Annotated in this window: 12 protein-coding genes; 10 read left to right on the plus strand and 2 right to left on the minus strand. The window is 39.7% G+C overall.

What is annotated here, in order from left to right; genetic code table 11:
* Nucleotides 1-86 precede the first annotated feature (86 nt).
* The 10 genes from BLW74_RS00740 (at nt 87) to BLW74_RS00785 (ending at nt 20774) form a co-directional block, all read left to right on the plus strand.
* Nucleotides 87-749 carry a succinate dehydrogenase cytochrome b subunit gene (locus BLW74_RS00740; protein WP_089689576.1) on the plus strand — a complete coding sequence of 221 codons (663 nt, stop codon included), beginning with the start codon at nt 87-89 and terminating at the stop codon, nt 747-749.
* A gap of 15 nt (nt 750-764) precedes the next feature.
* A complete protein-coding gene (locus BLW74_RS00745; RefSeq protein ID WP_089689577.1) occupies nt 765-2777 on the plus strand; it encodes a fumarate reductase/succinate dehydrogenase flavoprotein subunit in 2013 nt (670 codons plus the stop codon).
* Nucleotides 2778-2801: 24 nt separating this feature from the next.
* Nucleotides 2802-3569 (plus strand): succinate dehydrogenase/fumarate reductase iron-sulfur subunit, encoded by a 768-nt coding sequence (locus BLW74_RS00750; protein ID WP_065399437.1) that lies wholly within the window; start codon nt 2802-2804, stop codon nt 3567-3569.
* A gap of 308 nt (nt 3570-3877) precedes the next feature.
* Nucleotides 3878-5422, plus strand: coding sequence for a TlpA family protein disulfide reductase (locus tag BLW74_RS00755; RefSeq protein WP_089689578.1), 1545 nt, complete (start codon nt 3878-3880; stop codon nt 5420-5422).
* A 108-nt stretch (nt 5423-5530) separates the two neighbouring features.
* The gene (gene rlmD / locus BLW74_RS00760; RefSeq protein WP_089689579.1) at nt 5531-6943 is read left to right on the plus strand and encodes a 23S rRNA (uracil(1939)-C(5))-methyltransferase RlmD; all 1413 of its coding nucleotides are present in this window, start codon (nt 5531-5533) and stop codon (nt 6941-6943) included.
* Between the two features lie 30 nt (nt 6944-6973).
* Nucleotides 6974-7450 carry a DUF6452 family protein gene (locus BLW74_RS00765; protein ID WP_089689580.1) on the plus strand — a complete coding sequence of 159 codons (477 nt, stop codon included), beginning with the start codon at nt 6974-6976 and terminating at the stop codon, nt 7448-7450.
* A complete protein-coding gene (locus BLW74_RS00770; RefSeq protein ID WP_089689581.1) occupies nt 7416-8081 on the plus strand; it encodes a DUF6048 family protein in 666 nt (221 codons plus the stop codon). The genes BLW74_RS00765 and BLW74_RS00770 overlap by 35 nt, the downstream gene beginning before the upstream one ends.
* Before the next feature lie 180 nt (nt 8082-8261).
* Nucleotides 8262-11264: a reprolysin-like metallopeptidase gene (locus tag BLW74_RS00775; protein ID WP_089689582.1), complete on the plus strand. Its 3003-nt coding sequence runs from the start codon at nt 8262-8264 to the stop codon at nt 11262-11264.
* A 168-nt stretch (nt 11265-11432) separates the two neighbouring features.
* On the plus strand, nt 11433-15866 hold the full coding sequence (locus BLW74_RS00780) for a GEVED domain-containing protein (protein WP_167358357.1): 4434 nt from the start codon (nt 11433-11435) through the stop codon (nt 15864-15866).
* A gap of 231 nt (nt 15867-16097) precedes the next feature.
* A complete protein-coding gene (locus tag BLW74_RS00785; protein WP_089689584.1) occupies nt 16098-20774 on the plus strand; it encodes a GEVED domain-containing protein in 4677 nt (1558 codons plus the stop codon).
* Between the two features lie 137 nt (nt 20775-20911).
* On the opposite strand, the gene coaE is transcribed toward BLW74_RS00785, so the two are convergent.
* Nucleotides 20912-21541, minus strand: a complete 630-nt coding sequence (gene coaE, locus BLW74_RS00790; protein WP_089689585.1) for a dephospho-CoA kinase — start codon at nt 21539-21541, stop codon at nt 20912-20914.
* 9 nt (nt 21542-21550) lie between these two features.
* Nucleotides 21551-22417, minus strand: coding sequence for an MBL fold metallo-hydrolase (locus BLW74_RS00795; RefSeq protein WP_089689586.1), 867 nt, complete (start codon nt 22415-22417; stop codon nt 21551-21553).
* Nucleotides 22418-22420 lie beyond the last annotated feature (3 nt).

Consider the following 22420-nt stretch of genomic DNA (forward strand, 5'->3'; position numbering starts at 1 on the left):
ATTACAAACTGCCTAATTGTGAGATTTCTCACTTTTCGATATTGTTAAACTTTCTTAATTTTGTAGAAATTCAAATTTAAACTTATATGGCAGGTTTAACGAGTTCTACGATAGGTAGAAAATATGCTATGGCATTATCAGCTCTATTTTTGCTGATTTTTCTTATACTGCATTTGACGACCAATTTGTTATCAGTTCTGAATCGTGATGCATTCAATACGGCATCCGACTTTATGGGCTATAATCCTTTTGTGCAGTTCTTAATGCAGCCTATTCTTGGTTTTGCAGTAATTTTCCATTTCATTATGGGATTTGTTCTGGAGATCAAGAATAATAAAGCGCGTCCTATCAAGTACGCATCAAACAACCCTTCTGTGAACTCTTCATGGATGTCCAGAAATATGATTATTTCAGGGGCTGTGGTTTTAGCTTTTTTAGTGCTTCACTTTTATGATTTCTGGTTACATGAAATTAATTATAAGTATGTTGAAGGACTTACTCCTGATGCAGAACGTTTCTGGCCGGAACTTCATGAGAAGTTTGCTGATATGTGGAGAGTAGCTCTGTATGTAATTGCTTTTGTTTTATTAGGATTACACCTGGCTCACGGATTCCAGTCTTCATTTCAGTCTATCGGAGCAAGACATCCAAAATATACACCGGTAATCAAAGCTTTCGGGAAATGGTATTCAATCCTTATTCCTGCAGGATTTATTTTTATCGCAATTTTTCACTTTGTAACTCAATAATATCAATATACTAATATGAGTAGATTAGATTCAAAAATTCCAGCAGGTCCTTTAAAGGATAAATGGAAAAATCATAAAGACCATATGAACCTTGTTGCACCAAACAACAGAGATAAGATTGATATTATTGTTGTAGGTACAGGTTTGGCAGGTGGTTCTGCAGCAGCTACATTAGCTGAGCAGGGATATAACGTAAAAGCATTCTGCTACCAGGATTCTCCAAGAAGAGCACACTCTATTGCCGCTCAGGGAGGGATCAACGCAGCGAAGAACTATCAGGGAGACGGTGACTCTACATACAGATTATTCTATGATACCATTAAAGGTGGTGACTACAGAGCAAGAGAGGCTAATGTTTACAGATTAGCTGAAGTTTCTGCCAACATTATTGACCAGTGTGTTTCCCAGGGGGTTCCTTTTGGTAGAGATTACGGAGGTCAGTTAGATAACCGTTCTTTTGGTGGAGTTCAGGTAAAAAGAACTTTCTACGCAAAAGGACAGACCGGACAGCAGTTGTTATTAGGTGCTTATTCTGCAATGAGCCGTCAGATCGGTAAAGGTAGAATCAAAATGTACAACCGTCACGAAATGCTTGACCTTGTTATTGTAGATGGAAAAGCAAGAGGAATTATTGCAAGAAACCTTGTAACAGGTGAGATTGAAAGACATTCAGCCCACGCAGTAGTTATTGCTTCAGGAGGATACGGAAATGTATACTTCCTTTCTACCAATGCAATGGGATCAAACGTTTCTGCAGCATGGAAAATTCACAAGAAAGGAGCTTACTTCGCAAACCCTTGCTACGTACAGATTCACCCGACTTGTATTCCTGTTCACGGAACACAGCAGTCTAAACTGACTTTGATGTCTGAATCATTAAGAAACTCAGGAAGAATCTGGGTTCCTAAAAAGATTGAAGATTCAGTAGCCATCAGAGAAGGTAAATTAAGACCTGAAAATATTAAAGAAGAAGACAGAGATTATTATTTGGAAAGAAGATATCCTGCATTCGGTAACCTTGTACCAAGAGACGTTGCTTCAAGAGCAGCTAAGGAAAGATGTGACGCCGGATACGGAATCGAAAATAATGATACTCAGGAAGGGGTTTACCTTGATTTCTCTACAGAGATCATGAAGAAAGGTAAAGAAGCCGCTATCGAAAAACATATTCATAATCCAACAGATCAGCAGATCTATGATCTGGGTAAGAGCTGGGTTGAGGAGAAATACGGTAACTTATTCGTAATGTACGAAAAAATTACAGCAGATGACCCTTACAAAACTCCAATGAAGATCTATCCTGCCGTTCACTATACAATGGGTGGGGTTTGGGTTGATTATAACCTTCAGTCTACAATCCCTGGATGTTTCGTAATTGGTGAGGCTAACTTCTCTGATCACGGAGCCAACAGATTGGGAGCTTCTGCATTGATGCAGGGTCTTGCTGACGGATATTTCGTACTTCCTTATACCATTGCTGACTATCTTTCTGCAGATATCAGAACAGGAGCTATTCCTACCAATTCAGCGGCCTTTGACGAAGCTGAAAAAGGAATTAAAGAGAAAATCGATTTCTTCCTAAACAACAAAGGAACTCATTCAGTAGACCACTTCCATAAAAAACTGGGACACATTATGTGGAACAAAGTAGGTATGGGAAGAACTCCTGAAGGGTTAAGAGAAGCGATCAGAGAAATTGAAGAAGTAAGAAATGACTTCTGGAAAAACGTAAAAGTACCTGGTGAAGGAGAAGGGATGAACACTGAGCTTGAAAAAGCATTCAGAGTGGCAGACTTCCTTGAGCTTGGACAATTGATGGCTATCGATGCACTACACAGAAATGAATCTTGTGGTGGGCATTTCCGTGAAGACCATTCCACTCCGGATGGTGAAGCGGAAAGAGATGACGTAAACTACAAATACGTCGGAGCTTGGGAATATCAGGGTAACGATATCAACGCAGAAGTGTTGCATAAAGAAGAGCTGATATACGAGAACATCGAGGTTAAAACTAGAAGTTACAAATAATCTCCAACCTATAAATATAACATTATGAGTGCAAAAAAAGGCCTACATCTTACGCTGAAAATTTGGAGACAAAAAAATAATAAATCTAAAGGTCAGTTTGAGACCTACAAAATATCAGATGTATCTACAGACTCTTCATTCCTGGAGATGCTGGATATTCTGAACGAAAATTTAATTAACGAAGGTAAAGAACCTATCGCTTTTGATCACGACTGCCGTGAAGGAATCTGCGGGATGTGTTCACTTTACATCAATGGTAGAGCCCACGGGCCGGATACAGGAATTACTACCTGCCAGCTTCACATGAGAATGTTCAAAGATGGAGAAACGATCGTTATTGAACCTTGGAGAAGTGCCGCTTTCCCTGTTATCAAAGATTTGATGGTAGACAGAAGCGCTTTTGACAGAGTAATGGCAGCAGGAGGATTTATTTCTGTAAATACATCAGGTAATACTCTGGATGCTAACGCAATTCCGGTTCCTAAAGAAGATGCAGACAAAGCAATGGATGCGGCTGCTTGTATCGGATGTGGAGCTTGTGTGGCTACATGTAAAAACGGATCTGCAATGCTGTTTGTAGGAGCTAAGGTTTCTCAGTATGCCTTACTTCCACAAGGTAGAGTAGAAGCTAAGAGAAGAGTTCTGAACATGGTGAAGGCTATGGATGAAGAAGGATTCGGAAACTGTTCAAATACCGGAGCATGTGAAGTAGAATGTCCGAAAGGAATTTCTCTTGAAAACATCGCGAGAATGAACAGAGAATATATGGCTGCTCTTGTAGATCAAGGATAGAATTGATTTAAATACATAAAAAATCGCCTTCATTTATGGAGGCGATTTTTTTGTGAAAGACATAAGCCTGTTAAAGTTTGTTAACTTATTGATCGTTCTTCGTCATTCTTTATTTAATAAGTATATATTTGAAGGGTAGTTGAATCGTTTTTTTTAAACTTTCAAATACAGCATGCCCTTCAGAAAGAGATCATTAAAACAGTCAGTATGTCCCTTCTGAAAGGCAGTAATAAAATTTTCAAAAAAAATAATTAGTGTGAATTAGCAAGCCCTAAAAAGCGTATTTTTGTGTAATATTAAAAATTGAAATGAAAAAATATCTTTTATTGTTTATCATCACAGCTTTTGTGATGTCTTGTTCAAAAAAAGTAGAAGTAAAAGGAAAAATTACTGGAAGCTCACCATTAGAAAGAATAGAATTTGTAGAAGCTTCTGGAGTTGGAACCCTGCCTTTGATTAATATAGGTTTAGATAAAGACGGAAATTTTTCTGGTAGCTTTGAAGCGCCTAAAGATGGAATGTACGTCATCAACTATGCAGGAAGACAGAATCTGATCTATCTGGAAGGAGGACAAAAAGTAAATATTTCAGGTAACGGAACTACTTTCCCAAATGAATATGTAATTACCGGAGATGCTAAAAAGAATAACGACTTCCTTACAGCAAGTATGAAGTTTCTCGCAGATTACGGAAGCAAGGTTAACCTGGCTGGATTAATGAGCGGAGACGAAGCTGCATTTTTAAAAGGAATGCATAAAGTAGAAGCTGATATTAATAAAAATGTAGACGAATTAGCAAAGAAAAACAACCCAAGCAAGGGACTTCTTGAATGGAAGAAAAATGATATCAAAGTGACCATTCTTAACCTGCTTGCGAACTATGAAATGTCTCACGGCCCAATGGCTGGGAATCCATCTTACAAAGCTTCTAAGGCTTTCAAAGACTATGAAACCCAATTGGAAACAGATAAAGATGCGATGGTTAAGTCAATCCCTCTTTACAGACAGTACCTTCTTGTTAAAATGACTCCGGATTTCCAGAAATATGCAGAAGCAAACAGCAAAGGAAAAACAGGAATTACAACTTCTGAGATGTTCGCTCAGTATTTAAAAACAAAAAAAGATTTATCTCAGACTGCTAAAGACTATCTTTTGGCATTTGTAATGGCCCAGGCTGATATTCATCCTACAACAACACCGGCCAACATTGATAAAATTAAAAAAATCATTGATTCAGATATTAAAGATGCTACCATTAAAAGTGATCTTTTAAAAATGCAGGTTGCCATTACTGGTCTTAAAATCGGAGATCCGGCACCTGAAGCGGCTTTAGCAAAACAAGACGGAAAATCTTATAACCTTTCTGAAAATAAAGGAAAACCCTATATGCTTTTCTTCTACGCTTCATGGAATCCTTACATCAGCGAAGCTACGGTACCTGTATTAAAAGAAGTGGTAAACTTTTACAAGTCTAAAATGAACTTTGTATTTGTAAACGTAGATGATACTAAAGATCAGTTCATTAAAACAAGCAATTCTCTTCTAAAAGGAATTCAGGGGGTGAATGTTTACGGAGAAGGAGGTCTTAACTCTGATATCGCTAAAAAATACGGAGTGTACGGATTTAAACTGCCTTGCTTTGTAATCATTGACAAAGACGGTAAAATTGCCAGCAGATCATTCGTGAATCTTGGTGAGCAGGAATTGGTAACAATTCTTGATAAGCAAACTGGTCTTTCTGCTCCTAAAGTTGCACCAAACGTTCAGATGCAGCCACAGCTTCAGATAGATCCTTCTGCAGCTCAGCAGCAGGCTCCACAGCCAGCAAATCCACAGCCGGCTCCAACAAAATAATAAACTTTAACACCGTATAGAAACCTTATCTTCGGATAAGGTTTTTTTTATTGTATTTTTGCAAACTGGAACGTAAGAGTTTCAATCAGGAAAATAGAAAATTTTAGAATGAGTAGGAAGAAAAAAAGAGATTTAGTTCTTGAAAATATAAAGCTGTTGACTGCCGGAGCAAAAGGCGTGGCAATAGGAAAGACAGAGGAAGGAAAAGCAGTGATGGTAACAGGAGCAATTCCGGGCGACATTGTGAATGTAAGAGTGAAAAAAGCAAAGTCTAAATATTTTGAAGGTGAAGCAGTAGAAGTACTGGAAAAATCACCTTACAGGGTAGAGCCAAAATGTATTCACTTCGGAACCTGCGGAGGCTGCAAATGGCAGAATATGAGCTATGAAAAGCAGCTTGATTTTAAACAGGAAGAAGTCTATAACAATATCAAAAGAATCGGAGGCATTGAAAACTTCGAAACCGTACCAATTCTTGGATCTGAAGAGCAGTATTTTTACAGAAATAAAATGGAGTTTTCTTTCTCAAATGCGAGATGGCTTACCCAATATGAAATCAGCTCCGAAGAAAATTTCGGAAGCAAAGATGCCTTAGGTTTTCATATCCCTGGAATGTGGAGCAAAATTCTTGATCTGAAAGAATGTTTCCTGCAGGAAGATCCTTCCAATGCTATCCGGCTGGCCGTAAAGGAATATGGAGTGAATAACGGACTGGACTTTTTTGATGTAAGAAATCAGGAAGGGTTTTTAAGAACCTTAATGATGAGACAGAATTCAAAAGGAGAATGGATGGTTCTTTTCCAGTTGTACAGAGAAGAAAAAGAAAACAGAGAAAAACTTTTCGGATTCTTATTAGAAAAATTCCCGCAGATTAAAACACTGGTATATGCTATCAACCCAAAGCAGAATGATTCTATTTATGATTTAAATATCAATATCTATTTCGGAGAAGGTTATCTCATGGAAGAAATGGATGGGCTGAAGTTTAAGATCGGACCGAAATCTTTCTTCCAGACCAACTACAAGCAGGCACTGGAATTATACAGAAAAACCCTTGAATTTGCAGATCTGAAAGGAGATGAAGTGGTGTATGATCTTTATACTGGAACAGGAACCATCGCGCAGTATGTGGCAAGAAACGCAAAACAGGTTATAGGGATAGAATCTGTACAGGAAGCAATAGATGCAGCTATAGAACATGCCGCATTAAACGGACTTACAAATACAACATTCTATTGCGGAGATATGAAAGATATTTTCAATGATGAATTCATGGCGAACCATCCTAAAGCAGATGTTTTGATCACAGACCCGCCAAGAGACGGAATGCATCAAAAAGTAGTAGAACAGATCTTAAAACTTTCACCGGAAAAAGTAGTTTATGTAAGCTGTAATTCTGCTACTCAGGCTAGAGATCTTGCTTTGATGAAAGATCATTATACTTTAGTAAAGATCCTGCCGGTAGATATGTTCCCTCAGACACACCATGTGGAGAACATTGCTTTGCTGATTAAAAAATAAATTTATTTAAATTTGATCTCAAATCTTAATATGAAGTACTTTAAATTTCTTATAGCCATCTGCTTTTTAGGAATGCTTTTTTCCTGTGGAGGAGATGATGATATCTGCGAAAGCGGAGAAGGAACTCCCAGAATGAAGGTGGCTTTCAAATCACTGTCAACGGGAAAGGAAGTGACGGTGGATACACTATACGTAGCAGTAGATTATGGTGCCGGAAAAGTGGATCTGGGGAAACTTGCACAAATTGATTCCCGGCTGATTCCTCTGCGTGTGGATAACTCGCCTTATACAGATATTTATTTCAAAGTTAGGCTTAAAGGAGCAGAATCTAAAGTAAGGGTTAATTATACCACAAAGTCAACCTATGTCTCTCCAGGATGTGGCATCAAAAAGTATTATGAGAATTTAACCTCAGAATTAGTAACTCCGAACCCTGTTCAGAAAGTGGAAATCGGACAAAATCAAATAGAGAATGAAGACAAGACTAATCTTTACCTTTCTTTTTAGTTTATTTGGAATAATAAGCTGGGCACAGGACAAAAAAAAGGAAGCAGAGAAAAAGGTTCATGAAAAATATGAACCCAATTTTATGGTTGGCCTTGATGTGTTAAATACCGGAGCCGGTTTCTTTTCAGACAGAAAACTATACCAGGGGTTTATTTCTTCAAAAATCAGAGGAAATGTTCACGCCATTGCGGAAGCAGGTTTTGAAAAGAACGTATATCAGAAAAATGGGTATGATGCAAAAGCAAGCGGTCCTTTCGTTAAGTTAGGAGCGTTCTACATGCTCGCAAAAGATTCGGAAAATGAATTCAATGGATTTTATGCCGGAGGAAAAGTGGCAGGATCATTCTATAACCAGGAGTATATGGCAGTTCCGGTTCGTGGATTTGGCGGCAGTAATTCTTTTGAGGCATTTCCTTCCTCATCACAGTCTTCTTTTTGGCTGGAAGGAACTATAGGCGGGAGAGTACAGCTGTTCACTTCGAACTTTTATATTGACGTAAATCTTCAGCCGAGATATTTGATATATACTTCCAAACAGGATGATATCTCGCCGATGATTGTTCCTGGATTTGGAAGAAGTTCTTCAAAATTTAATATGGGATTTGCATGGAATATTGCCTATAAGTTTTAGAATTAGATAGTAATTGCTTTTACAATATATAAAATACAAACTTTAGAAACTTCTAAAGTTTGTATTTTTTTTAATAAATGTACTTGCGTATTACAGAATATTGAAAAATATTAATTTATTTTACTTTTGTAAATTGTAAAATGGTTATATTTGGCGGAAATTATAATTGTTATTTAATTTATGAAAAGAGTATTTACTGCCTTGGTGTGTACTTTAATAGGTGGAGCGGCGTTCGGACAATGGACTCCCACTTCATTTAATAAAGCAGACACCAAAAAAAGAGGAGCTTTTACAGTAGAGAAATCAAATGTAAGAGACAATGGGTATTACAAATTAGACTTGGCTTTGCTAAGATCTCAATTGAAGAATGCTCAGGAGATGGGGCCAAACGCAGCTCCGGTAATCATTTCTCTTCCTACTGTAGATGGAAGAATAGAGAGATTTAAAGTATTTAGCTTTCCTGTTCTGGCAAAAGAAATTGCCGATAAGTATGAGCTAGGTTCTTATGTAGGGACAAGTGTTGAAGACCCAGGTAAATATTTAAGATTCAGTGTTTCTCCAAACGAACTTCAGTCTATGATTATTGATGGAGACAAATATGAATTCATTGAACCTTTAACTACAGATAAGAGTGTATACGCAGTGCATCCTAAAACGATGAAAAATCCTAACGGATTTATATGCTCTACTAAAGAAAGCCCTGCTTCTAAAAAACAGATAGATGCTCTATTGAAAAAGGGTAAATCTATCGCCAACCAACCCACCAGTTTTGCTAAAACTTCTGATAAGAAATACAGAACAATGAGATTGGCAATGTCTGTTACCGGTGAGTATACCCAATTTTTTGGAGGAGTTGCTGGTGCATGGGCACAGGTAAATAACACCATGTCTAGAGTAAACGGAGTATTTGAAAAAGACTTTGCATTACACTTAAATGTACTAAACTACCCAGCTCTTATTTTTGATAACCCTGCTACAGATCCATATGCTTCTGTTACCAGCGCATCATCACCCCCAGATACATGGAACACCGAGTTGCAAAACCAATTGACAACCGTTGTTGGGGAATCAAACTACGATATCGGTCACTTATTCGGTGCCTCAGGTGGTGGTGGAAACGCAGGCTGTATTGGTTGCTTTTGTGTAAGCCCTACTACTGATGAGCCGGAAGGTAAAGGTTCTGGTATTACATCTCCTGCTACAGGAAGTGTAAATCCATCTGCAGCATATCCGCCATCCGGAGATAATTTTGATATAGACTATGTAGCTCACGAAATGGGACACCAGTTGGGAGCAAATCATACATTCTCTCATAGCCTTGAAGGGTCTGGAGTAAACATGGAACCGGGTTCAGGATCTACAATTATGGGATATGCCGGTATTACAGGAGCTAATTTTGATGTACAGCCACATTCAGATCCTTACTTCCATATTGCAAGTATTGATCAGGTTCAGGATAAACTTATTGAAAGAACATGTGATGTAGAAACTTCAATTGCGAACAACCCACCTGTAATTGCTGCTTTACCAACATATAATATTCCTAAAGGTACTGCGTTTGTACTTACAGCTTCTGCTACAGATGCTGAAAATGATCCGCTTACTTATGTTTGGGAAGAAATAGATAATGCTTCTGTTGTTATTAATAAAAATAATATTGGTAATACAACTACTGGAGCAACATTCAGATCCAAGTCTACAGGAACAAGTCCGACAAGATATTTCCCAAGCTTTACATCTGTAATGAATGGAGTATTAAATAACGCAAACAATACCTGGGAATCAGTTTCTGCATTCGCAAGAACTACCAATTTTGCAGTTACAGTAAGAGATAATAACCCGAACATTGCACAGCAGCAAACTAACTTTGCCATTCAAACAATTGTTGTAGGAGATACAGGACCTTTCAAATTAGCCAACCAATATGCTGATGTGAATACACCTACACCTATCCAATGGCTGGTAGCTAATACTAACGCTGCTCCATATAATGTTGCCAACGTTAAGATTGATTATACTACAGATAACGGAACAACATGGACTGTATTAGCAGCTTCAACTCCAAACGATGGAACTGAAAACTTTACATTCCCTTCTTCTTTAAACGGACAAACCATTAAAGTAAGAGTTTCTGCGATAGGAAACGTTTTCTATGCAGTAGGACCTGTTACAATAGGACCACTTTCTGCCTGTAGTTCTGCTGCCCCTACAAACGTGGTAGTAAGCAGTATTGGTAATACTTCTGCTAACGTTTCATGGATGGCTTATACAGGAGCAACCTATAAAGTACGTTACAGAAAAGTAGGTACAACTGCATGGAATGAAGTTGATTCTCCAGTTCCATCTATTAACCTAACTGGTTTAGCGGAAGGTACAAACTTCGAAGTACAGGTTGCTTTGGTATGTGGTGCAACAGTTGGAACTTATTCTGCATCTGTTAATTTTACAACACTTGCCATTACCTATTGTGCGGCATCAGCTCTGCTGAATACGGATGAATATATTTCAAATGTTACCGTTGCCAACATTAACAACACTACAGGAGCATCAACGTATTCCAATTATACAACGAATTCTGCCCTTCAGATTAACCTGGTTAAAGGATCATCATATCCTATTTCTCTTTCAGTAGGAAATGCATATGCTAATGACGTGGCAGCTATATACATAGATTATAATAAAAATGGAGTCTTCGAAAGTAACGAAGCTGTATTAAATGTTCCTACTACAAGTACTGCAGTATCTTCATTCTCGGGAATGTTTACAGTTCCTAATACTGCTGTGGAAAATCAAACTCTGAGAATGAGAGTTCTTTTATTCTATGCAGGAGCAGACAGTGAAGGATACCCGCTTCCGGCTTCATTTACTTGCGGAACAAATTTCTACTATGGAGAGGTTGAAGATTATAACGTAGTTATTACAAGTAACCTTGCTACTTCTGAAACATCTGTTAAAAATGACGGAATTCAGATTTATCCAAATCCGGCAACTGATGTTCTAAATATTACTAAAGTTTCAGATAAAGCAACTTATAAGATTTACAGCGCTGCAGGACAATTAGTGGATAGAGGAAATATCAATGATGGAAAAGTAAATGTTTCATCACTGGTTAAAGGAGCTTATGTTATTACAATAGAGGATAAAGGAATTGACCAGTTCAAATCTAAATTCATCAAGAAATAAAGATAACCTTTAAATATTGGCAAATCCCCGGGAATCCCCGGGGATTTCTTTATTTAAAGCATAAGTGATTAAAATGTCATTTTTTTTCAAAAAAAACCTAAATGTACCTATAATTTAATAATAAAAAATGATTAGATTTGTCTGATTAATATTATAATGAAAAACATTATGAAGAAACTCTTTACCTCTTTAATTCTGTTTCTCTGTTTGATTTGTGCAGGCTTTGTATCCAAAGTCTCGGCTCAGGCAGGCCAGATCGGAACGGGAACGGGTACCTCTGTGTATCTCCCTATACGTTCCTACTATGGGTATAGTTATTCCCAGCAGATTTATACTGCATCGGAAGTTTCGACTGCCATTGGTACGTCGAACTATATCACGGCAATAAAGTTTTATTCTACCACTGTTGCAACCTCTCAGGATGTATACAAGGATTGGGTAGTATATATGGGAAACACCACCCAGAATAACTTTGCCTCCCTTACAAACTGGGTTCCTTTAAGCGCCCTTACTCAGGTATATGCCGGAGTTTTACCTACCTTAACCAACGGAAACTGGGTAACACTTCAACTGGCTACACCATTTTTATGGAATGGAACAGACAATCTAGTGGTTGCTGTAAATGAAAAAACTCCAGGTTACTCATCTTCACCAGGTACAGCTTGGGGCTCTTACAATGCAGGAGCAAACAGAGGTATGATTTATTATGAAGATACTACAAATCCGGATCCGGCAGCACCGCCAACTGCGAAGGACAGACTTGCAGATATTCCTCGTATACAGTTTGAAAGCCACCCGCTGCCAGCTTGTTCTGCAGCGCCGCCTACAAACATTACAGTTTCCAACCTTACAACAACTTCTGCGAATGTTGGTTGGTATTTATCTGCTGGCGCTACTTATGTTGTAAGATACAGACCTTTATCAGGAGGCCCTTGGATCACAATTAACGTTACCACGCCTTTAGTAGGAAACCAGCTTATTACCGGATTAACAGAGCAGACCGCATATGAAGTTCAGGTAGCTACGGTATGTGGAGGTTCTACAGGAGCCTTCTCACCAAGTGTGAACTTTACTACTCCGGCATTAAGCTACTGTGCTTCAGCTGCTACAAGTACGTATATTGACGGATATATAGGTCAGGTTGCAGTCAATGCGCAGGGTGCTCCTTCCATGGTAAGCAATTCTGGTCAGAGTGGTTATACAGACTATAGTAATGACCCTACAAGATTGGTTACTTTGGTAAGAGGGGGTACAGGTACTGTTTCAGTATCAAAAGTATGGCCGGATTATCAGTACAGCTTCTTGACGGGAGTTTGGATTGATTATAACCGTAACGGTGTTTTCGAAGCTTCTGAAAGAGTGCTGACTTCGCCAAGTAATACAACAACTCCGGTTACAGCAACATTTACTGTACCTACTACTGCCAGTGGAAATGTATATACAGGAAACCTTACCACTAAAATGCGTGTCGTAATGAATGAGTATAGCCCAATTAATGCTTGTGGTACATATTCTTACGGAGAGACCGAAGATTATGCGGTAAAACTTATAGACCTGTCAGCATGTACTACCGCTCCACCTTCCAATATTACTGTAAATAATATAACGCCTTCTTCAGCTAACGTTACTTGGACGTCAGCTACAGGAGCTACTTATATAGTAAGATATAGAGTTTCGCCTTCTGGTGCATGGCAGCAGATTACTGTAAATACTCCTTTGGTAAGTAACCAACTGCTTACAGGATTATTAGAGCAGACCGCATATGAAGTTCAGGTAGCTACGGTATGTGGAGGAACTACAGGCGCGTTCTCACCAAGTGTGAACTTTACAACTCCGCCTCTTACTTACTGTACTGCAGGTCCTTCCAGCAACACTGCTACCAGTGGATACATCAATAATGTAACCGTTACTCCAACGAATACGCCTATTATGTTGAGTAATTCCGGATCAGACAATTATAAAGATTATACACCAGACCCTACAAGAGTAGTTATCTTTGAAAGAGGATCCGCCAACAATAAAATTTCTGTGAATAAATACTGGCCAGGTTCTCCTGTATCTTACGGAGTTTCAGCATGGGTAGACTTTAACAGAAACGGAACATTTGAAACCAGTGAGAGAATTCTTAATACTACTTATAACACCACTACTCCTGTAACAGCTACTTTTGCTGTACCTACAGTGGCCAGTGGAAATGTATATACAGGAACTCTTCCAACGCGTATGCGTGTTGTGATGAGATATTATGACAATGCCAATGCGTGTGGAACATTCACTCAGGGAGAGGTAGAAGATTATGCAGTTAAATTTGTAGATTCTCAGCCTTGTTCTACTGCTCCTCCTACAAATATTACAGTGAATAACGTTGCAGCCACTACAGCTACCGTATCATGGGTTTCTACCGTTGGAGCTACGTATACCGTAAGATGGAGAGTGGCACCAAGCGGAACATGGCAGACGGCTACAATTCCTGCAGGTCAGAACTTCTATGGTATTACTGGTCTTACAGAACAGACCAACTATGAGGTTCAGGTTTCTACCACATGTGGAGGCTCTACAGGAGCTTACTCGTCATCAGTAACATTTACAACACCGCCATTGTCTTACTGTCAGATGACAGGAACCGGAACTAACGATCATATTTCGAATGTAACGGTTACCTCTTCGAACCTTGGAGTTCCTGTTATGAACAATACATCTGTACAGGGCAACTATACGAGCTATACAACACCTGAGACGCTTATTACTTTAGATGTCAATTCACAAAATAATAAGATTTCCGTATCAAAAGGTTGGACCGGATCCACAGGAAACGATGCAGTAACGGCATGGATCGACTTTGACAGAAACGGACAGTTTACAGACGCAGAGAGAATTTTAATTTCTGCAGCAAGTACAACGAGTCCTGTTACAGCTACTTTTGCCGTTCCTTCAACAGCGTACACAGGTCCATTAACAACAACGATGCGGGTGGTACTGAAACGTACAAGTGCTCCGATAATGTGTCAGAATGCTGTAGATGGAGAAGTAGAAGACTACAGAGTAAGAATAAGACCTTGCAGCAATGCAACACCGAATGCGCCTACATTTACCACAACACATACATCTGCAACGGTTACCATAACAGGATCAGGTGTAAGCTACGTGGTTCGATACAGGGTTCAGGGAACAACAGCCTGGACGCAGGTGTACGCTTCAGCACAACTGGGTAACCTTCCTTTAGTGATTAACGGATTAACACCGGCTACCACTTATGAAGTAGAAGTAGCTGCCATTTGTGGTGATATTGTTGGAACAGCAACGCCAATCAAGACATTTACAACACGATGTGATCCTACACCTCCAAATGTAACGGTAACTAACATTACGCCAACCACAGCATTGATTACATGGGCACCGCTGGCCGCAAGCTCTACGTACACCATGAGATGGAGAAAAGTAGGAACTACAACGTGGAATATCGTGAGTTTACCGGCACCACCAGCCAACACGTATGTGTTAGGAAGTGTAACAGCGTTAGAGCCTTATACCACGTATGAAGTTCAGGTTGCCAACCAGTGTAATGGAGAAACAACATTGAATCCATATTCAAACCCTAAAGTATTTACAACAGAAAGAATATGCCAGATTCCTCCTCCGGGATTAACCATTACCCAACTGCTTCCCACATCAGCAGCGATCCAGTGGGATCCTTTCCCAGGCGCCACATATGTTCTTCGCTATAGAAAAGTGGGTATTCCAAGCTGGACGGAAGTACCGTCATTAGTAAATAATGTAGTACTGACAGGTCTTACGGAATTAACAAAATATGAGATGCAGGTAGTGAATATCTGCAGCGGCACACCAGGAAATTATACTCCTCCATACTATTTCACAACGCCTACAGTAATCTACTGTAAGATGAAAGCTGAAAACTCTACAGGAGAGCATATTTCTAAGGTTACTGTGAAACCAACAGGTAAGAAAACGATGGAGAATGAATCAGGAGCTTCTACGTATACAGATTATACGGGAGTACCTAAAACATTCATCGAAATGATCCAGGGATCTACAGACAATGAGATCATTATTGAGAAGAAGTGGACCGGAACTACTTACAACGAAGGAATTGCCGTATGGATTGACTTCAACAGAAACGGAGAGTTTGATATCAACGAAAGAGTTTTCACTTCTTCACCGAATTCAAACAGCCCTGTATCCGGCAAGTTCAATGTACCTGCAGATGCATTTGTAAGCATGACCGACTACAAGTATGTGGTAATGAGAGTGGCTATGTCAAGAGACGGAATTCCTGTAAACTGTGCTGACTTCAAGAATGGAGAAGTAGAGGATTACACGGTAAGAATCTCAAAACCTGTTACAGCCAACCCTCTTGATCAGACCAGTATCATGATTTATCCTAACCCTGTAAGTTCAGTATTGTTTGTGAAGAATATCAGCAAGCGTGCAAAATACACAATTTACAATGCCGCAGGGCAGGTAATTGCCAACGGTATTTTACTGAACAACCAGATCAATGTAAGCAAATTGATCAACGGTGTTTATGTGATCGATATCGAAGATAACGGTAATACTGTTCAGAAGAAATTTATCAAAGAATAAATACATTTAAATTTCAAATAGAATAAGCCTCCAGCAATGGAGGCTTATTTTTTGTAAAAATACCCGGGTTTTTTTGAAAATTTCAGTAGAATTTAAGGCTCTAAAATGGTTATAATTTATTTGAGTTATTCTTTTGTGGGTATATGTTAATGATTTACGCAATCTAATTGGTTATTGATAAAAATATAATTAATTTTGTAAAGATTAACATATATATCTAACCAAAACATTATGAAGAAACTCTTTACTTCTTTAATTCTGTTTCTTGGTTTGATCTTTGGGCTCTCATTGCATGCCCAGGTCGTAACCATTGGAACAGGAACAAGTACGCAGCGATATCCTTTGACGCCCTACTATGGGTATCAGAGATCTGCATCGCTATATACTGCTGCAGAAATAAACACTCCTGGTGGAGGAAGTATCTTATCCGTAGGATGGGAGGCTACCACAACCATGAATATTACCTTTCCGGTAAAAGTTTATTTAAAATCCGTGCCATCCACTACTACAGCTATCACGGCTCAAAACTGGAATACGGTAACGACTGGAGCAACCTTAGTATATAGTGCGAACATAACCAGCCTTGCAGTTGGATGGAATACTCTCCAATTACAGCTTCCGTACACTTACAATGGAACGGATAACCTCATGGTTTTAGTCGAAACCAATTACGGAGGGTCCGGAGGGGGCTCTGGAACGGCTGGTGCAGGCTTTAAGTACAGTACCGCTACAGCAAGCCATATGTATTTTGAAGCGGACACTAATGCTCCTACAGGGAATGGAACAATAAGCGCCAACAGACCAAATGTCCGATTAACTTTTGGTACACCGCCTACTTGTTTGCCAATGCCTCCGGGAGGAACTTTATCTACAGGTACAATAACTCCAACTAGTGCAGTGTTAAACTGGACAGCTTACTCATCTGTTCCTGCAGGAGGATATGATATTTATTACAGCACTACCAACACTGCTCCAACAGCAGCAACGGTACCGTCACAAAATGTACCTTCCGGAACCACAGCAACTCTTTCTCCATTAGTACCTAATACAACGTATTATGCTTGGGTAAGAGCAAAATGTAGTGCTACAGACCAAAGTACATGGTCCGGACCTGTAACAATTACTACACCTCCTACATGCCCACCTATGCCTGCAACCGGATCATTATCTATCGGTACCGTAACTCCAACGAGCGCAGTGCTGAACTGGACAGCTTTTGGATATGTTCCTGCAGCAGGGTATGATATTTATTACAGTACAAGTAATGCTGCTCCAACAGGCGCAACGGTGCCCTCACAAAACGTTCCTTCCGGAACGACAACAACTCTTTCTCCATTAGCACCTAATACAACATATTATGCATGGGTAAGAGCAAGATGCAGTGCAACGGACCAAAGTACATGGAAAGGACCTCTTTCTTTCTACACAGGATATTGTATACCTACAGGCGGTACTTCAAGTACTTCATATTACCTGAATAATATTACAACTACAGGAGGGATTGCAAATTTGAATTATACAGCAAACAGTTATACTACCTATGTGAATAACTCTGCTACAGTACTTTCTGCAATTCCTAGTACTTCTGTAACTGTTAATTTGGCGACTTCAGGAACCAGTACGTATTACTATTATATCTGGGTAGACTGGAATAATGATATGAATTTCAATGGACCTGGTGAAACAATTCTTGCCACCACCACGTATGCAGGGACTGCTACAGGTACTATTCCAATTGCTGCAGGACAGGCACCGGGTAATTACAGAGTAAGAATGGCTACATCATGGTCCGGAAATATTACTTCTTGCGGGCCTGCTCCTTATGGTAATTATGTAGACTTTACATTAAATGTTATTGCTTTACAGCCATGCTCTGCCGCTCCGCCAAGTAATATTGCCGTTTCAAACCTTACAGCAAGTACAGCTCTCGTATCATGGATTCCTGCAATAGGGGCAACGTATACGTTGAGATACAAAAAAGTTACTGATGCTACATGGACTACAATTAACATTACAACTCCACTTACAAGCAGCCAGTTATTAAGTAATTTAACAGATCAGACGCAGTACGAAGTTCAGATGGCAACTATCTGCGGCGGCACTACAGGCGCGTTCTCATCAAGTGTGAACTTTACAACTCCAGCCCTTACTTACTGTACTGCAAATCCTACAGGGAATACCGGTACCAGCGGATACATCAATAATGTAACCGTTACGCCTACCAATACGCCTATTATGTTTAATAATTCAGGATCGGATGGCTATAAAGATTATACTACGGATGCTACTAAGATGATTATCTTTGAAAGGGGATCTGGCAACAATAAAATTTCTGTGAATAAATACTGGCCGGGTTCCAGCAGTTCATATGGAGTTTCAGCTTGGATTGACTTTAACAGAAACGGAACATTTGAAACCAGTGAAAGGGTTCTGAATACTACAGCGAGCACCACTACTCCTGTAACAGCTACTTTTGCTGTACCTACAGTGGCCAGTGGAAATGTATTTACAGGAACTCAGCCAACGCGTATGCGTGTTGTGATGAGTACCAGTAGTACGAACAACCCTTGTGGAACATTCACTCAGGGAGAAGTGGAAGATTATCCGGTAAGATTTGTAGATTCTCAACCTTGTTCTACAGCTCCTCCAACGGGTATTACAGTAAATAATATCTCTGCAACTAATGCTACCGTATCATGGATTTCTACCGTTGGAGCTACGTATACCGTAAGATGGAGAGTGGCACCAAGCGGAACATGGCAGACCGCTACAATTCCTGCAGGTCAGAACTTCTATGGCATTACTGGTCTTACAGAACAGACCAACTATGAAGTTCAGGTTTCTACCACATGTGGAGGCTCTACAGGAGCTTACTCGTCATCAGTAGCATTTACAACACCGCCATTAGCATACTGTCAGATGACAGGTTCGGGAACTAATGATCATATTTCGAATGTAACGGTTACCTCTTCCAACCTTGGAGTTCCTGTTATGAACAATACATCTGTACAGGGCAACTATACGAGCTATACAACACCTGAGACGCTTATTACTTTAGATGTCAATTCACAAAATAATAAGATTTCCGTATCAAAAGGTTGGACCGGATCCACAGGAAACGATGCAGTAACGGCATGGATCGACTTTGACAGAAACGGACAGTTTACAGACGCAGAGAGAATTTTAATTTCTGCAGCAAGTACAACGAGTCCTGTTACAGCTACTTTTGCCGTTCCTTCAACAGCGTACACAGGTCCATTAACAACAACGATGCGGGTGGTACTGAAACGTACAAGTGCTCCGATAATGTGTCAGAATGCTGTAGATGGAGAAGTAGAAGACTACAGAGTAAGAATAAGACCTTGCAGCAATGCAACACCGAATGCGCCTACATTTACCACAACACATACATCTGCAACGGTTACCATAACAGGATCAGGTGTAAGCTACGTGGTTCGATACAGGGTTCAGGGAACAACAGCCTGGACGCAGGTGTACGCTTCAGCACAACTGGGTAACCTTCCTTTAGTGATTAACGGATTAACACCGGCTACCACTTATGAAGTAGAAGTAGCTGCCATTTGTGGTGATATTGTTGGAACAGCAACGCCAATCAAGACATTTACAACACGATGTGATCCTACACCTCCAAATGTAACGGTAACTAACATTACGCCAACCACAGCATTGATTACATGGGCACCGCTGGCCGCAAGCTCTACGTACACCATGAGATGGAGAAAAGTAGGAACTACAACGTGGAATATCGTGAGTTTACCGGCACCACCAGCCAACACGTATGTGTTAGGAAGTGTAACAGCGTTAGAGCCTTATACCACGTATGAAGTTCAGGTTGCCAACCAGTGTAATGGAGAAACAACATTGAATCCATATTCAAACCCTAAAGTATTTACAACAGAAAGAATATGCCAGATTCCTCCTCCGGGATTAACCATTACCCAACTGCTTCCCACATCAGCAGCGATCCAGTGGGATCCTTTCCCAGGCGCCACATATGTTCTTCGCTATAGAAAAGTGGGTATTCCAAGCTGGACGGAAGTACCGTCATTAGTAAATAATGTAGTACTGACAGGTCTTACGGAATTAACAAAATATGAGATGCAGGTAGTGAATATCTGCAGCGGCACACCAGGAAATTATACTCCTCCATACTATTTCACAACGCCTACAGTAATCTACTGTAAGATGAAAGCTGAAAACTCTACAGGAGAGCATATTTCTAAGGTTACTGTGAAACCAACAGGTAAGAAAACGATGGAGAATGAATCAGGAGCTTCTACGTATACAGATTATACGGGAGTACCTAAAACATTCATCGAAATGATCCAGGGATCTACAGACAATGAGATCATTATTGAGAAGAAGTGGACCGGAACTACTTACAACGAAGGAATTGCCGTATGGATTGACTTCAACAGAAACGGAGAGTTTGATATCAACGAAAGAGTTTTCACTTCTTCACCGAATTCAAACAGCCCTGTATCCGGAAAGTTCAATGTACCTGCAGATGCGTTTGTAAGCATGACCGACTACAAGTATGTGGTAATGAGAGTGGCTATGTCCAGAGACGGAATTCCTGTAAACTGTGCTGACTTCAAGAATGGAGAAGTAGAGGATTACACGGTAAGAATCTCAAAACCTGTTACAGCCAATCCTCTTGATCAGACCAGTATCATGATTTATCCTAACCCTGTAAGTTCAGTATTGTTTGTGAAGAATATCAGCAAGCGTGCAAAATACACAATTTACAATGCCGCAGGGCAGGTAATTGCCAACGGTATTTTACTGAACAACCAGATCAATGTAAGCAAATTGATCAACGGTGTTTATGTGATCGATATCGAAGATAATGGTAATACTGTTCAGAAGAAATTTATCAAAGAATAAATACATTTAAATTTCAAATAGAATAAGCCTCCAGCAATGGAGGCTTATTTTTTGTAAAAATACCTTATTAAATGATATTCTTAAGCACTATTTTTTAACAAAAAACTCGTTAGAAAAGCTTTCTAACGAGTCCTTATTTAGTCAATACTGAAAATTACTTTTTCGGTCTGTTCTTTTAATTCTTCCAGATTGGTATTATTATAGACGATGCAGTCTGCCATTTTAATTTTATCCCTTTCAGGCATTTGCTTTTCCATAACAGCTTCTACCTCCCGGTACGTTTTATTATCCCTGTCCATCACCCTTTTAATTCTGATATTATCCTCAGCGGTTACCAAAAGAGATTTGTAACATTGTCTGTTAAGTTTGAGCTCAAAGAGTAAAGCCGTTTCTTTGAAAACCAAATATTTGCTTTGCTTGCTTACCCAATTTTCAAAATCAGCTTTTACAGCGGGATGTATAATTTCGTTTAGGTGCTGGAGCAGATCTTTATCATTAAAAACCTTATCAGCAACAAATTTTCTGTCATACAATCCATTTTCATCATAAGAATCTTCTCCCAGAAGTTCTTTGATTTTTATTTTCAGGTCTTCACTTTCATTGACGATCGCTTTAGCTCTGTCATCGGAATAATAAACCGGAAAACCGAATTCCTCTATAAAATGAGCTACTGTAGTTTTCCCTGAGCCTATTCCGCCTGTTAAGCCTATGATCTTGGGTGCTGGTTCCGGTTCCGCCTGCTGCGTTTCTGAATGTAATTCTTCCATGATCAAAAATTAATATCCAAACACATCATTAAAGCTAAACGTCTCATCAAGCCTTACTCCTTTTTCGGTCATTTTAAGACTTGCCAGCTCGTTGTGGGCATCGTGCTCAAAGAACAGTAAATATTCATTGTCTACACACTGCTTCAGAAACTTCCCTTTTTCTTCCATTGTTAAAAGAGGTCTGGTATCATATCCCATCACATATACCGGGTTGATATGCCCTGCTGTAGGAATAAGGTCAGCTGCAAAAACAACTGTTTTTTCCTGGTATTGAATCACCGGAAGCATCTGTTTTTCGGTATGGCCGTCCACAAAGATAACATCCATCTTCAGATCCGGAGCAAAACCATAGTTTCCGGTAGTAGGAAGCGGTAAAAAATTAAGCTGGCCGCTTTCCTGCATTGGCATAATGTTTTCCTTCAGGAAGCTTGCTTTTTCTCTTGCATTAGGCTCTGTTGCCCACTGCCAGTGATTTTCATTGGTCCAGAAGTTGGCATTTTTGAAGGCTGGTCTGTATCCCGTTCTGTCGTCATTCCATTCAATAGCGCCCCCACAGTGATCGAAGTGAAGGTGAGTAAGGAATACATCCGTAATATCCTCCTTTATAAAGCCGTATTTTTTGAGATTTTTATCAAGAGTATCATCTCCCCAAAGAGAATAATGTCCGAAAAATTTATCATCCTGTTTGTTACCGAGACCGCAGTCTACCAGGATCAGTTTTTTTCCGTCTTCAATAAGCAGGGAACGGGTTCCCAGCTCGATCAGGTTTTTTTCGTCTGCAGGATTCGTTTTTTCCCACAGACTCTTCGGGACGACTCCGAACATAGCACCGCCGTCCAGTTTAAATTTTCCACATTGTATTGGATATAACTTCATATG

Origin of the sequence: Chryseobacterium culicis (assembly GCF_900108365.1) — a bacterium.
In the GTDB taxonomy this organism is placed as follows: domain Bacteria; phylum Bacteroidota; class Bacteroidia; order Flavobacteriales; family Weeksellaceae; genus Chryseobacterium; species Chryseobacterium culicis.